General features: G+C 70.9%; 14 protein-coding genes and 1 pseudogene. 10 read left to right on the top strand and 5 right to left on the bottom strand.

The window, feature by feature from the left end; all coding sequences use genetic code 11:
- Position 1 precedes the first annotated feature (1 nt).
- The 3 genes from QE410_RS11715 (at position 2) to QE410_RS11705 (ending at position 2,787) form a co-directional block, all read left to right on the top strand.
- Entirely contained in the window at positions 2 to 859 is an 858-nt protein-coding gene (locus QE410_RS11715) for an ADP/ATP-dependent (S)-NAD(P)H-hydrate dehydratase (protein ID WP_307332081.1), read from the top strand.
- An 84-nt stretch (positions 860 to 943) separates the two neighbouring features.
- Positions 944 to 2,251 (top strand): glycosyltransferase family 87 protein, encoded by a 1,308-nt coding sequence (locus QE410_RS11710; protein WP_307332079.1) that lies wholly within the window; start codon positions 944 to 946, stop codon positions 2,249 to 2,251.
- Between the two features lie 209 nt (positions 2,252 to 2,460).
- Complete coding sequence (locus QE410_RS11705) at positions 2,461 to 2,787, top strand: thiamine-binding protein (RefSeq protein ID WP_307332076.1); 327 nt, start codon at positions 2,461 to 2,463, stop codon at positions 2,785 to 2,787.
- Positions 2,788 to 2,888: 101 nt separating this feature from the next.
- On the opposite strand, the gene QE410_RS11700 is transcribed toward QE410_RS11705, so the two are convergent.
- Positions 2,889 to 3,281: a hypothetical protein gene (locus QE410_RS11700; RefSeq protein WP_307332073.1), complete on the bottom strand. Its 393-nt coding sequence runs from the start codon at positions 3,279 to 3,281 to the stop codon at positions 2,889 to 2,891.
- A 238-nt stretch (positions 3,282 to 3,519) separates the two neighbouring features.
- Between QE410_RS11700 and QE410_RS11695 the strand changes: the two genes are divergently transcribed.
- Positions 3,520 to 4,767, top strand: a complete 1,248-nt coding sequence (locus tag QE410_RS11695) for an MFS transporter (RefSeq protein ID WP_373459374.1) — start codon at positions 3,520 to 3,522, stop codon at positions 4,765 to 4,767.
- Between the two features lie 126 nt (positions 4,768 to 4,893).
- Here the strand turns inward: QE410_RS11695 and QE410_RS11690 are convergent, their stop codons facing one another.
- Complete coding sequence (locus QE410_RS11690; RefSeq protein WP_307332066.1) at positions 4,894 to 6,099, bottom strand: homoserine O-acetyltransferase; 1,206 nt, start codon at positions 6,097 to 6,099, stop codon at positions 4,894 to 4,896.
- A gap of 96 nt (positions 6,100 to 6,195) precedes the next feature.
- Between QE410_RS11690 and QE410_RS11685 the strand changes: the two genes are divergently transcribed.
- Both QE410_RS11685 and QE410_RS17120 read left to right on the top strand, forming a co-directional pair.
- Complete coding sequence (locus tag QE410_RS11685) at positions 6,196 to 6,774, top strand: SDR family NAD(P)-dependent oxidoreductase (RefSeq protein WP_307332063.1); 579 nt, start codon at positions 6,196 to 6,198, stop codon at positions 6,772 to 6,774.
- A gap of 22 nt (positions 6,775 to 6,796) precedes the next feature.
- Positions 6,797 to 6,895: a hypothetical protein gene (locus QE410_RS17120; protein ID WP_373459344.1), complete on the top strand. Its 99-nt coding sequence runs from the start codon at positions 6,797 to 6,799 to the stop codon at positions 6,893 to 6,895.
- Positions 6,896 to 7,060: 165 nt separating this feature from the next.
- On the opposite strand, the gene QE410_RS11680 is transcribed toward QE410_RS17120, so the two are convergent.
- Positions 7,061 to 8,383: a bifunctional o-acetylhomoserine/o-acetylserine sulfhydrylase gene (locus QE410_RS11680; RefSeq protein WP_307332060.1), complete on the bottom strand. Its 1,323-nt coding sequence runs from the start codon at positions 8,381 to 8,383 to the stop codon at positions 7,061 to 7,063.
- Between the two features lie 173 nt (positions 8,384 to 8,556).
- Here QE410_RS11680 and QE410_RS11675 point away from each other — a divergent pair, with 173 nt between their 5' ends.
- The 4 genes and pseudogenes from QE410_RS11675 to QE410_RS11660 all read left to right on the top strand — a co-directional run bounded on the left by QE410_RS11675 (position 8,557) and on the right by QE410_RS11660 (position 11,314).
- A complete protein-coding gene (locus QE410_RS11675) occupies positions 8,557 to 9,327 on the top strand; it encodes an SDR family oxidoreductase (RefSeq protein WP_307332057.1) in 771 nt (256 codons plus the stop codon).
- A gap of 132 nt (positions 9,328 to 9,459) precedes the next feature.
- Positions 9,460 to 9,946: pseudogene (locus QE410_RS11670) on the top strand (phosphoribosyltransferase).
- The gene (locus QE410_RS11665; protein WP_307332054.1) at positions 9,943 to 10,629 is read left to right on the top strand and encodes a uracil-DNA glycosylase; all 687 of its coding nucleotides are present in this window, start codon (positions 9,943 to 9,945) and stop codon (positions 10,627 to 10,629) included. The pseudogene QE410_RS11670 and the gene QE410_RS11665 overlap by 4 nt, the downstream one beginning before the upstream one ends.
- Before the next feature lie 73 nt (positions 10,630 to 10,702).
- Positions 10,703 to 11,314: a GNAT family N-acetyltransferase gene (locus QE410_RS11660; RefSeq protein WP_307332052.1), complete on the top strand. Its 612-nt coding sequence runs from the start codon at positions 10,703 to 10,705 to the stop codon at positions 11,312 to 11,314.
- A 112-nt stretch (positions 11,315 to 11,426) separates the two neighbouring features.
- Here the strand turns inward: QE410_RS11660 and QE410_RS11655 are convergent, their stop codons facing one another.
- Both QE410_RS11655 and QE410_RS11650 read right to left on the bottom strand, forming a co-directional pair.
- Entirely contained in the window at positions 11,427 to 11,753 is a 327-nt protein-coding gene (locus QE410_RS11655) for a protealysin inhibitor emfourin (RefSeq protein WP_307332048.1), read from the bottom strand.
- A complete protein-coding gene (locus tag QE410_RS11650; RefSeq protein ID WP_307332045.1) occupies positions 11,740 to 12,798 on the bottom strand; it encodes a M4 family metallopeptidase in 1,059 nt (352 codons plus the stop codon). The genes QE410_RS11655 and QE410_RS11650 overlap by 14 nt, the downstream gene beginning before the upstream one ends.
- Positions 12,799 to 12,847 lie beyond the last annotated feature (49 nt).

Below are 12,847 nucleotides of genomic sequence, written 5' to 3'. Positions count from 1 at the left end.
CATGACGGCGAGGGAGTGGGGCGGGCTGGATGCCGCCCGCGTACTGCGGAGGCCAACGGCCCACGACGACAAGTATTCCCGCGGTGTCGTGGGGCTGCGCACCGGGTCCACCCGGTACCCCGGCGCCGCGGTGCTCGGTGTCGAGGCCGCGTGGCGCACCGGTACGGGGATGGTCCGCTACCTCGGACCCGACCGCGCGCAGGACCTCGTGCTGCAGCGGCGGCCCGAGACGGTGACCGCCGACGGGCGCGTACAGGCGTGGGTGATCGGGTCGGGCACGGATGCCGCCGAGCGCGGCGCCGCCGAGACGGCCGCGCTGCGCGGCATCCTGAACGAGGCCGTGCCGGTCGTCGTCGACGCCGGTGCGCTGGATCTCGTGCCGGGGGCATCGGCGCCGGTGATCGTCACCCCGCACGCTCGTGAACTGACGCGGCTGCGCGAGGCGCTGGGGCTGGGGGTCGACGATGCGCGGGACGATGACGCGAGAGAAGGCGTCGCCCGCGAGACGGCGGAGGCGTTCGGCGGGGTGGTGTTGTCGAAGGGATCCGTGACGATCGTCGCGGCACCGGGCGGGTGGAGCCGTCGCGTCTCGGCGGGGACGCCGTGGCTGGCGACGGCGGGGACGGGCGATGTGCTGGGCGGGGTGCTCGGGGCCATCACCGCCGGCGCGGTCGCGGCCGGACGCACCGCGACGGACGACCTGGCGGCGTGCGCGGCGACGGCGGCGTGGGTGCACGGCCGTGCCGGTGTCGCCGCGTCGCTCGCGCACGGCGGCGGGGGAGGCCCGATCACCGCTCTCGATGTCGCCGAGGCGCTGCCGGGGGTGGTCGCTGCCCTGATCGGGGACTCGATCGCATAACGTTCGGTGCTCATGCGCGCGTGGTGACGCGGACGGAGTGGGCGTACGTGCGGGTGCTCAGGAGGCGCCGCTTAGGATTGGCCGGTGCTGAGGCGTGTCGTTCCCCTGTTGATCGCGTTCGTGGCCGTGCACGTCGTCGTCGCCGTTCTGGGTTATCAACAGCCCAACGAGCCGATGGGCGACGTGTACCTGGTGTACGAGCCGTGGTCGCGTTGCGCCCTGTTCGGCGGCATCGACGTGACCTCGTGCACGCGCAGCGACACCTGGCAGTGGCCGGGGATCACCGAGAAGTGGATCTACCCCCAGCTCGCCTTCCTGCCGATGACCTTCGCGTGGGTCTTCGCCTGGGCCATCGGTTACACGCCCGCGTGGGCGCTGACGGTGTCGCTGGTGAACCTCGTCGCCTTCCTCGTGCTCGTCGGCCGGGGGCGCTCGCGCGGCCGCGTGATCGCGGCGTGGTTCTGGCTCGCGGCCATCCTTCTCATCGGCCCGGTCGGCATCTACCGTATCGACGGCACTACGGTGCCCCTCGCCCTGCTCGGCGGGATCTGGATGCTGCGCCGCCCCTTCGTGGCATCCCTGCTGCTGTCGATCGCGGTGTGGATGAAAGTGTGGCCCGCGGCCATCCTGGCGGCCGGTCTCGTCGTGATCCGCCGCCGGCTCGCGCTCGTCTGGGGAGCCGTGGCGGTGTCGCTGGCCACGATCATCCCCGTGGTGGCGCTCGGCGGTGCTCCCTTCGTCTTCGGCTTCGTCGGCGATCAGACCACGCGCGGCATTCAGATGGAGGCTCCGGTCGGTGGCCTGTACATGTTCCTCGCCGCCTTCTACGTGCCCGGCAGCGAGGTCTACTACGACGGTGACGTGCTGACCTTCCAGGTGACCGGGCCGGGCGCGGAGCCGCTCATCGCCGCGATGACGCCGATCATGCTGCTCGTCATGGCGGGCGTGGCCGCCGTCGGCGTGTGGAAGCTGCGTCACGGCGCCACCTACCTCACCCTTTTCCCGCCACTGTCCCTGGCGCTCGTGACGGCGTTCATCGCCCTGAACAAGGTGGGATCGCCGCAGTACTACGTGTGGCTGTTCGCCCCCGTGGCGCTGGGACTGATGCTCGATCGTCGCCGCTGGTACGCCTTCGCCGGGATGACCCTGGTGATCGCCGGCCTCACGCAATGGATGTACCCGCTGCTGTACGACGGCCTCATGGCGACGCACCCCAACCCGTTCCCCGTGATCGTGCTCGAGGTGCGCAACCTCCTGGCGCTGGTGCTCCTGGTCTGGGCGATCGTGCGCGTCGTGAAGGCACCGACCGGTCGCGTACGCCCGCCCGCGGGCCTGCGCGAGATCGTGACGGGTCGACGGCCGACTCCGGCGCGGATTCCTGCGGGACGCTGACCTCGCGGGTGTCTCGCACACCCCGGCAGGCGGGGCGGTCGCCGCGCCGCCACGGCCTCAGGAGATCGTGGCGCGCGGTTGGCCGGGCGTTCGCCGCGCCGCCACGGCCCCAGGAGATCGTGGCGCGCGGGATCGTGCTGCCACGCGCCGGGGAGACGCCGATACCCACTGCACTCGGCGCGGCGACGCGCGACACGTAGTCTCGTGGCATGCTCATCGCTTTCTCGGTCGCTCCTTCCGGCATCGGTTCCGCCTCGGCAGAGAATCCCGACGGATCGGTCCATGACGCGGTCGCCGCGGCGGTCGCCGTCGTGCGGGCCTCGGGCCTGCCTCACCGCACAACCTCGATGTTCACCGAGGTCGAGGGGGAGTGGGACGAGGTGTTCGCCGTCGTCAAGGCGGCGACGGATGCCGTCCTGCCCTACGGATCGCGCGTGTCACTGGTGCTGAAGGCCGACATCCGCCCGGGACGCACGGGCGAGATCGACGGCAAGGTCGAGCGACTCGAAGAGGCCCTCGAGCGCCGGGCCGACTGAGCCCCATCAGGCCTCGGCGTCACGCGCTTCGCCTCCCTGGGTTTCCGGACCGGCCGAGACGACCACTCCGGCAACTGCTGCACCGTCTCGGCGCCGCATCGTCACGTGGCGGGTGGCTCTGTCCAGACGCGCTTCGCGATGGCCGTGACGTCTGCATCGATGCGGGCCATGTCGCCGCGCAGCCGACTCTCGACGGTCTCGATCTGGGAAGTGAGGCGGGCTTCGACGGTCTCGATCTTGGCGGTGAGTCCGGCTTCGACGCGGTCGATCTTGGCGTTCAGCCCGCTCTCGACGCTGTCGATTCGATACCGCGTCGCTTGGAACTCCGACATCGTCTCGGAGCGCAGCGCGTCGATCCGAGACTCCAGGCGGTCGGTGTTCGCCGTGATGACTTTGGAGAGCGAGCCCATGATCAGGTTCGTGCTGAACGTCATCCCACCCAGGACGGCGGCGGCGAACGTTCCGATCAGCACCCATACCTGTGGTTCCGTCATCTCCGGCATCCCTTCATTGTGTGGCGAGGAGTCAGAGAGTGCCACGTTCGGAGCGGGTGAAATCCGCCGATGTCGCGGGTCGGGGAGAACTCATCGACGTTGCCGGGTGGGGAGGAACCGCGACACTCGGACCACGCCGATGTCACCGGGTCGAGAGGCGTCGAAACGATTCGGCCTCTGGTGCCGATCCCGCTACGATCGGTGCGTGACCTCTTCGACGACCTCGAGAGGTGCGGCGATGCGGGCGCTCCTTTCTCTCGCCATCGGCAGCTTCGGCATCGGCATGACCGAGTTCGTGGTGATGGGCCTGCTGCCCAACATCGCTCGTGAACTCGTTCCGGGCGTCTGGGCCGCCTCGCCCGATGACGCCATCGCCCAGGCCGGCTGGCTCATCTCGCTGTACGCCCTCGGCGTCGTCGTCGGCGCGCCCACGATCGCAGGCTCCGTGGCGCGCTTTCCGCGACACCGCGTGATGATCGTGCTGGCCGCCGCGTTGGCGTTCTTCACCCTGCTGACGGTCATCGCGCCCACCTTCGAGCTCGTCGCGGCATCCCGCTTCCTCGCCGGGCTCCCGCACGGCGCCTATTTCGGCATCGGCGCACTCGTCGCGGCCGACGCCCTCGGACCCGGCAACCGCGCGAAGGGCGTCGCGTTCGTGCTCACGGGACTGACGATCGCCAACGTCGTCGGCGTACCGCTCGGGACGCTACTGGGCCAGCAGGTGGGCTGGCGCGCGGCGTTCGCCGTCGTCACCGGCATCTTCGTGCTCGCGACGATCTGCATCGCCCTGTTCGTGCCGAAGCATCCCGGCTCGCCCGGTCGACGCCTGGCCGATGAGCTGCGCGTGTTTCGCATCGGTCAGGTGTGGTTCGCACTCGGGATCGGCGCGATCGGTTTCGGGGGCTTGTTCGCGATGTACAGCTACATCGCGCCCATGGTCACCGACGTGGCCGGTCAGCCGGAGTGGGCCGTCTCGCTCGTGCTCGTGCTCATGGGCGTCGGCATGACGGTCGGCAATGTCGTGGGTGGCACCCTCGCCGACAAAGACCTGCGCTTCTGGCTCTACGTGGGGCTGATCGCCCTCGCCGCGGCATCCGTCGGTGCCGCCGTCACGGCGGGGTGGATCGTGAGCCTCGTGCTGTTCGCGTTCCTGGTCGCCTTCTGCGGGGCGGCGCTGAGCCCGGCGATCCAGACCCGTCTGATGGACGTCGCCGAAGACAACCAGTCGATTGCCGCGGCGCTGAACCACTCGGCCCTGAACATCGGCAACAGTCTCGGTGCGTTCCTCGGCGGCATCGGGATCGCGCTGGGCCTCGGACTCGAGGCACCCGCCTGGGTCGGCGCGGTGCTGGCCCTCGGCGGACTCGTCGTGGCCGTCGTCTCGTATCGTCGCGAGGACCGCACCGGCCGGCACCCCGCGCACCGGATGCCGGCGGCCGAGGCCGCGCAGACCGCCATCACCGGATCGATCCCCACCCAGGGCTGACCCGTCCGATCGGGGGCCGCTGTCCGTCGCGCCGTCGAGCCGTGCCGCCGAGCCCCGACGAGGAGAGCGCCCGCCGGCACAGGGGGCAGGGGGCGATGGATGCCGGAGCCCGCGGCATCCGGAGCCTCAGGCCGCGAACAACCGGCGCAGGTGCGCGGCGACCGCGGCGGTCTCGATGAGGAAGCCGTCGTGACCGAAGTCGCTGGCCAGGACGACGGCTTCGTCGCCGTCGAGCGTGTGCGGGATGCCACGGGCGATGCGGTGCTGTCCATCGATGGGGAAGAGCCGGTCGCTGTCGATGCCGAGCACGAGCGTGGTGGCCGTGACGCGGGCGAGTGCGTCGTCGACGCCGTCTCGATCGCGGCCGACATCATGCGAGTTCATCGCCTCGACGAGGGTGAGGTAGCTGTTGGCGTCGAAACGACGGGTGAACTTGTTGCCGTGGAAGTCGAGGTAGCTCTCGACGGCGAAGCGTCCCCCGCGGCCCAGGGGGCTCACGCCCGACTGCCACGACCGCTGGAAGCGCTGGTTCAGCTCGGTAGGGCTTCGGTAGTTGAGCAACGCCATGCGGCGCGCGAGGGCGAGACCGCGGTGGGGGCCGTCGCCGTCACCGGCGTCGTAATACTCGCCTCCCGCGAAGCGCGGGTCGACGCGCACGGTATCGAGCTGCACCGAGTTCAGTGCGATCTGGTCGGCGGTCGTGATGGGCGGGGCCGAGAGGATCGCCGCGCGGGCGACGCGGTCGGGCAGGCCCACGGCCCATTCCAGAGCGTGCATACCGCCCATCGAGCCCCCGACGACGGCGTACCACTGCGCGACGCCGAGCGCGTCGGCCAGAAGCGCTTGCGCCGCGACCTGGTCGCGGATCGTGAGGTACGGGAAGCGCGACGCCCACTCGTATCCGTCGGGGGCGATGCTCGCCGGTCCCGTCGATCCCTGGCATCCGCCGAGCATGTTGGGGGCGACGACGTACCAGCGGTCGGTGTCGATGGCGGCCCCCGGGCCGACGAGGTCGCTCCACCATCCTGCCGTCGGATGCCCGGGACCCGCGGCGCCGCGCACGTGGCTGTCGCCGGTGAGGGCGTGAAGGATGAGCACCGCATTGTCACGGGCGGGGGAGAGCTCCCCCCACGTCTCGTAGGCGAGACGCACGTGCGGAAGGGACTCGCCGTTCTCGGTCGCGAACGACCCGAAGGAGGCGAAGCGGCGCTCACCCGCGGGGTCGCCGTCACGCCAGGCGCCGGTCGCCGGTGGGCGGCCGAGGAGGGACCGGGCGTCGGCCTCCGTCACCGGGGCCGAGGGCACCGTGTCTTCGGAGATCTGCCAGTCCATGGCATCCATTCTTCCGGGTGCGACAGGGGCGGTCCGCACTGTTACGCCGTTGTCCAGCCCCCGCCTGGGCGCGGGCGGGGTGATCAGAATCGCGGCATGGCGAACTTCCTCCTCATCGCGGCCTCGAGTGACATCGGCGGGGCGACGGCGACTCGACTGCGCGACGCGGGGCACCGCGTCGTCACCACGGCGCGGGACTCCTCGGTCATCGAGCCGGACTTCACCCTGGATGCCACCGACTTCGATGCCGTGGACCGCGTCGTCGGCGAAGCGGGGGAGCTCGACGGGATCGCGGTGTTCGCGGGCTCGATGCTGCTCAAGCCCGCGCACCTGACCTCGCGCGCGCAGTACGACGGGCTCATCGCGGCGTCGCTGACCACCGCGTTCGCCGCGGTGCGGGCTGCGGGGGCGCACATGCGCGGAGGCGGCTCGGTGGTGTTGGTGTCGTCAGCGGCGGCGCTGGCGGGACTGTCGAACCACGACGCCATCGCCGCGGCGAAAGCCGGTGTGATCGGGCTGACGCTGTCGGCCGCGGCGAGCTATGCCGCGCACGGTCTGCGCGTGAACGCGGTCGCCCCGGGTCTGGTGCAGACGCGGCTGACCGAGAAGCTGACGGCGACCGACATGTCGCGGAAGGTGTCCGAGGCGATGCACCCGCTCGGGCGCGCTCGGTGAGCCCGACGATGTGGCGCGGGCGGTGGAGTTCTTGCTCGCGCCCGAGAACGTCTGGATGACCGGGCAGGTGATCGGCGTCGACGGCGGGTTGGGCAGCCTCCGGCCGCGTCAGAAGGTCTAGCGGCCGGGCCACGCCCTCGAGCGGAGGGGATTCGGGGAGTGGAGGATGCCGCAGCCTATGTTCGTTCTCCCGTGCCCGAATCGCCTCCCGCCCCGGCGGTCGGGTCGCTCCCGGCGAAGGGGAGCGCCCCGATCCGCGTGCGGACCGGGGCGTTCTCGAACAGACTCAGACGCGCGAGGCCTCGGACAGGCGGCGCGCGGCGGCGAGGGCCTGGTCGAGGTCGGCCTTGAGGTCGTCGATGTTCTCGAGGCCCACCGACAGGCGCACGAGGCCCGGCGTCACGCCGGCGGTCAGCTGCTGCTCGGGCGTGAGCTGCGAGTGCGTCGTAGAGGCCGGGTGGATCACGAGGGAGCGCACGTCGCCGATGTTGGCGAGGTGGCTGAACAGGCTCAGCGCGTTCACGAACTCGCGACCGGCTTCGACGCCGCCCTTGAGCTCGAACGACAGCACCGCGCCGACACCCTTGGGGGCGTAGTTGTTGGCGGCGGCGTACCAGGGCGAGGTGGGCAGGCCCGAGTAGTTCACGCTGGCGACGTCGGGGTGCGACTCCAGCCACTCCGCGATCTCCTGGGCGTTCTGCACGTGCCGCTCGACGCGCAGCGACAGGGTCTCGATGCCCTGGATGAGCTGCCACGCGCTCTGCGGGGCGATCGATGCGCCGAGGTCGCGCAGCAGCTGCACACGCGCCTTGATGATGTAGGCGAGGCCGTCGCCGACCGCCTGGGTGTACACGGCGCCGTGGTACGAGGGGTCGGGCGTGGTGAGGCCGGGGAAGCGGTCGGAGTGCTCGGACCACGGGAAGCGACCGCCGTCGACGATGACGCCGCCGATCGTGGTTCCGTGACCGCCGAGGAACTTCGTCGCCGAGTGCACGATGATGTCGGCGCCGTGCTCGAAGGGCCGGATGAGGTAAGGCGTGGCGATCGTATTGTCGACGATGAGCGGCACACCGGCCTCGTGCGCGACGTCGGCGACCGAGCGGATGTCGAGGACGTTGATCTTCGGGTTGCCGATCGTCTCGGCGAAGAAGAGCTTCGTGTTCGGGCGGACCGCCGCACGCCATTCCTCGGGGTCGTCCTGGTTCTCGACGAAGGTCGTCTCGATGCCCAGCTTGGCGAGCGTGTACTTGAACAGGTTGTACGTGCCGCCGTAGATCGAGCTCGACGAGACGATGTGGTCGCCCGCCTGGGCGATGTTGAGCACCGCGAAGGTCTCGGCGGCCTGTCCACTGGCGACGAGGAGGGCACCGGTGCCGCCCTCGAGGCCCGCGACGCGCTGCTCGACGACGTCCTGCGTGGGGTTCTGGATACGCGTGTAGATGTTGCCGAACTCCGCGAGCGCGAACAGGTTCGCGGCGTGCGTGGCGTTGTCGAACACGTACGAGGTGGTCTGGTAGATCGGGGTGGCACGAGCCTTGGTCACCGGGTCGGGCTGGGCGCCCGTGTGGATCTGCTTGGTCTCGAAACGCCAGTTCTCGGGTGCCGACATGGCTGCTCCTCAGGTCGTGTGGCCGGGCGGTCGCCGTGGCCTGCTGCGAGCGTAGACACCCCCTCCGGCACCGACAAGCGCCCCGGACACGGGCCGTAACCTCGCGGGAGCTCCACGTGCGTGGTGCGCACGCGGCCCGACCGATGTCGGGGGCGCGCAGTACCGTGGATGCCATGACGCGACGCGCAGTGGTGACCGGGGCCAGTTCGGGTATCGGAGAGGCGACGGCGCGTGCGCTGCGCGCCCGCGGGTGGGACGTGGTGGGCGTCGCCCGGCGCGCCGACCGTCTCGCCGCGCTCGAGGCCGAGACGGGCGTGGTGGCCTATGCCGCCGACCTGACCGACGGCGACGCCGTCGCCGCCCTCGCCGGCTGGCTCGACCAGACCGGCGGCATCGATGCGCTCGTCCACGTGGCGGGTGGTGCGCGCGGCAGCGACCGCGTCGAGGCCGGCGACCCCGAAGACTGGCGCTGGATGTTCGAGGTCAACGTCCTGTCGGGTCAGCGGCTGGTGGCATCCCTTCTCCCGGGCCTGCGACGAGCGGCCGACGGCGCGGGTCACGCCGACCTGCTGTTCGTCACCTCGACGGCCGCGCAGACGGCCTACCCCGGTGGTGGCGGCTACAACGCGGCGAAGGCGGGCGAGGCGATGCTCGTGCACGCGCTGCGACAGGAGCTGAACGGTGAGCCGCTGCGCGTGATCGAGATCGCACCGGGCATGGTGCGCACGGAGGAGTTCACGCTCAATCGACTGGGCGGTGACAAGGATGCCGCCGACAAGCTCTACGAGGGCGTCGAAGCGCCGTTGGTGGCCGATGACGTGGCCGACGTCATCGTCTACGCTCTCGACGCCCCCGGGCACGTCAACCTCGACCTGGTGACGATGCGCCCGGTAGCGCAGTCGGCGCAGCATCTGCTGGCGCGGGGGCCCTTGACGACGCGCTGACGTCGGTCGCCCGCCACGGGTGTCCGACTCGAAGCGATCGGCGACGCGGCGGCGCGACGCCCCGGTCGTGCCCGGGCGCAGCGGCACCCGCCGGAGCGCCTAGGGTGAGAGCAGTCGACGAGAGGATCCGGTGTGACGGACGAGCGCGAGCGGTTGAGCTGGGACGATTTCGGAGTCGCCACGCGCGACATCTCGCGCGCGATCGTCGCCGACGGGTTCCACCCCGAGGTGGTCGTCGCCATCGCCCGCGGCGGGCTGCTGCCGGGCGGCGCGATCGCCTACGGTCTCGGCGTGAAGAACTGCGGGGCGCTGAACGTGGAGTTCTACACCGGTGTGGGCACGGTGCTCGACGCGCCGGAGGTGCTGCCGCCCGCACTGGACCTGTCGTACCTCGAGGGGCGCCGTGTGCTGCTCGTCGACGACGTCGCCGACAGCGGTCTGCACCCTCGACCTGGCCGTCAAGCTGCTCGACCGGCACGGCGCCGAGGCGCGTTCCGCGGTGATCTACACGAAGCCGACCACCGTCGTGACGCCCGACTACTCGTGGAAGAACACCACGCTCTGGATCGAGTTCCCGTGGTCGCACCGAGGATCGGTGGCCGAGGAAGACGCGGCGTGACGGCCAGGTCTCTCGCCGAGCTCGCGGAGGCCGGGCTCATCCACCCCACGTGGGTGACGCCGCTGGCGCCCGTCGCCGACGACATCGCCGCGATCGGTGAGCGTCTGCGGCAGGAGGGGAAACCGTACCTGCCCGCCGGGGAGCTGGTGCTGCGTGCCTTTCGCACCCCGCTCGACGCCGTGCGCGTACTGATCGTCGGCCAGGATCCGTATCCGACCCCCGGTCACCCGATCGGACTGTCGTTCGCGGTCGATCCGCACGTGCGGCCCGTGCCGCGCAGCCTCGCGAACATCTATCGGGAGCTCTCCGACGATCTCGCAATCACGCCCGTGGCGCACGGAGACCTGTCGGCGTGGGCTGCTCAGGGTGTCATGCTGCTCAACAGGGTTCTCACGGTCGCCCCGGGCGCACCGGCATCCCACCGCGGCTGGGGATGGGAACGCGTCACCGAGCACGCGATCCGGTGCCTCGTCGCCCGAGATGCGCCGCTGGTGGCGGTGCTGTGGGGCCGCGATGCCATGAACCTCGCTCCGTTGCTGGGGCAGACGGCTGTCGTCTCGTCTCCGCACCCGTCGCCGCTGTCCGCGAGCCGCGGATTCTTCGGGTCGAAGCCGTTCTCGCGCGTCAACGCTCTTCTCGAGCAGCAGGGTGCGAATGCCGTGGACTGGCGGCTGCCGGCCTGATCCCTCGGGACGCGGTTTCGTGTCGAGGCGGACCGACACACGCCGGAAACCGCGACGCCCGTAGGCTGGCGGGGTGCTGGAAGAGGAGTACGAGAAGAGTCGTCGGCGGCTGCCCGCGCATCTGCGCCGCGCGCCCGAGCCGGAGCGGCCGTTCTCGTACGAGATCCGCCCGGCGACGGCGGCGGACATCCCCGACATCCGGGAGATCTACAACTATTACGTCCGCAACTCCGTCGTGACGTTCGACGAGAAGGCGTGGACGCTCGCCAAATGGCGTGACAAATTCGCCACGCTCGAGAAGCTCAAGCTGCCGTTCCTGGTGGCGCAGTCCCCGAGCGGACAGATCCTGGGATACGCCCTCGTGCAGCCGTGGCAGTCGAAGTCGGCGTACCGCTACACCGTCGAGAACTCCATCTACCTCGGCCAGGCCGCAGCGGGCAAAGGCCTCGGGCGCGCGCTGCTCGAGGCCCTCATCGAGGCGTGCCAGGAATTGGGGATCCGCGAGATGGTCGCCGCCATCAGCGACAAGGGCGCCGACGCGTCGATCGCCCTGCACGAGAAGCTCGGCTTCACCGAGGTCGGCCGCATGGGGCGTGTCGGGTTCAAGTTCGGCCGCTGGCTGGGCGTGGTCTACCTGCAGAAGAGCATCCCGTCGAAGAAGAAGCGGCGGAAGCTCTTCGGCTGAGCCGCGCACCGAGCCTGTTGCACGCAGCGACAGTCGGGGAGGAAGCCGCCGAGACTCCAGGGCCGAAGTGCGGATTCGCAGCCGTCACCCGTGCGCGAGCGACTCCCGCCCGTCAGCGCCGGGCGCGCGCGGGGGGAGCTGCCTCGCGAACCTCGTCGACGAGGGTGCGCCACGGTCCCTGCACCTGGCCGTCGCCGAGGCGCGCCTGGTGAACGGGGATGCCGCCGTGGTGCACCTCGATGCGCCACTGATAGCGGTCGGCCCCGCTGGGCGGCGTAGACGCGGCCTCCCAGGGACAGCTTTCGACGAGCTCCCGCCAGCGCGGGGCCCGGTCGGCGTCGGCCTCCGCCCGCCACTGCTTCGACAAGCCGGCGATGCCGCCCGAACGGACCACGATGATGGTGAGACGCTCCGTGCTCTCGGCGTCAGGCTGCGGCATCCTCCACGACGCCGACTCCGGCCCATGCGGCGCGGACGGCGGCGACCTCCTCCGACTCCTCACCGTACTCCGCCGCGGCAGCCGTGAGGGTAGCGGCGGCGAACGCCGTGAAGTCGGCGGTGGGGGAGAGGGTGCCGGCGGTGAGCGTGCGATACCAGACGAGCCCCGCGCGTTCCCACGCGTGGCCGCCGAGGGCGGTGGCGACGAGGTAGAACGCGCGGTTGGGGATGCCCGAGTTGATGTGGACGCCACCGTTGTCGTCGTCGGTCTCGACGTAGTCGCGCATGTGGCCCGGCTGGGGGTCTTTGCCGAGCACGTCGTCGTCGTAGGCCGTGCCGGGTGCTTTCATCGACCGCAACGCGTCGCCCTGCACCTCGGGGGCGAAGATGCCCTCGCCGATGAGCCAGGTCGCCTCATCGGCCGTCTGCCCGAGGTGGTGCTGTTCGACGAGCGCCCCGAAGACGTCGGAGAGCGACTCGTTGAGCGCGCCGGACTGCCCCTGGTACTCGAGGCCGCCGGCGGCCTCGGTCACGCCGTGGCCGAGTTCGTGCGCGATGACGCTGAGCGAGCGTGTGAAACCGACGAAGACCTCGCCGTCTCCGTCGCCGAACACCATGCGCTCGCCGTTCCAGAACGCGTTGTCGTAGTCGTCGCCGAAGTGGACCGTCGCCAGCAGGGAGCCGCCCGCGGCGTCGATGCCGTCGCGTGCGAAGGCGTCCCAGAAGAAGTCGTACGTCGCCCCGAGGCCGTCGTACGCCTCGTCGACGGCGGCGTCGCCGGTGGGCGCGTCGTCTTCGCTGCGCACGCGCCGCCCCGGCAGGTTCTCGGTGTTGCCGGCGTCGGAGATGATGCGATCGGGGGCGGGCACCGCCTCGGCGACCAGGGCGTCGCCGTCGATCGACAGTCGCAGCCGTGTGCGCGACGGCCGCGGCGGCCGCGGCATGGCCAGCGTCTTGCGGGCGGCGGCGGCCGCGCGCGCGAGGCGGGGGTCGTCGGTCTGGGCGAGACGGTCGAGCAGGAACGGGGGAACGATGCCGGCGATCATGCGCCCGAGGCTAGCGCGCACCTCCGACATCCCGGCATCCCTTGCCCTC

It is taken from the genome of Microbacterium sp. SORGH_AS_1204 (assembly GCF_030818935.1).
Classification (GTDB): Bacteria; Actinomycetota; Actinomycetes; order Actinomycetales; family Microbacteriaceae; genus Microbacterium.
Note: the sequence above shows the minus strand (reverse complement) of the source record. Positions and strands in the feature narration are given on the sequence as shown.

Coding starts and splice junctions, on each gene's coding strand:
- QE410_RS11715 (WP_307332081.1), top strand. CDS start 2: ATGACGGCGAGGGAGTGGGGCGGGCTGGATGCCGCCCGCGTACTGCGG.
- QE410_RS11705 (WP_307332076.1), top strand. CDS start 2,461: ATGCTCATCGCTTTCTCGGTCGCTCCTTCCGGCATCGGTTCCGCCTCG.
- QE410_RS11700 (WP_307332073.1), bottom strand. CDS start 3,281: ATGACGGAACCACAGGTATGGGTGCTGATCGGAACGTTCGCCGCCGCC.
- QE410_RS11695 (WP_373459374.1), top strand. CDS start 3,520: ATGCGGGCGCTCCTTTCTCTCGCCATCGGCAGCTTCGGCATCGGCATG.
- QE410_RS11690 (WP_307332066.1), bottom strand. CDS start 6,099: ATGGACTGGCAGATCTCCGAAGACACGGTGCCCTCGGCCCCGGTGACG.
- QE410_RS11685 (WP_307332063.1), top strand. CDS start 6,196: ATGGCGAACTTCCTCCTCATCGCGGCCTCGAGTGACATCGGCGGGGCG.
- QE410_RS11680 (WP_307332060.1), bottom strand. CDS start 8,383: ATGTCGGCACCCGAGAACTGGCGTTTCGAGACCAAGCAGATCCACACG.
- QE410_RS11675 (WP_307332057.1), top strand. CDS start 8,557: ATGACGCGACGCGCAGTGGTGACCGGGGCCAGTTCGGGTATCGGAGAG.
- QE410_RS11655 (WP_307332048.1), bottom strand. CDS start 11,753: ATGCCGCAGCCTGACGCCGAGAGCACGGAGCGTCTCACCATCATCGTG.
- QE410_RS11650 (WP_307332045.1), bottom strand. CDS start 12,798: ATGATCGCCGGCATCGTTCCCCCGTTCCTGCTCGACCGTCTCGCCCAG.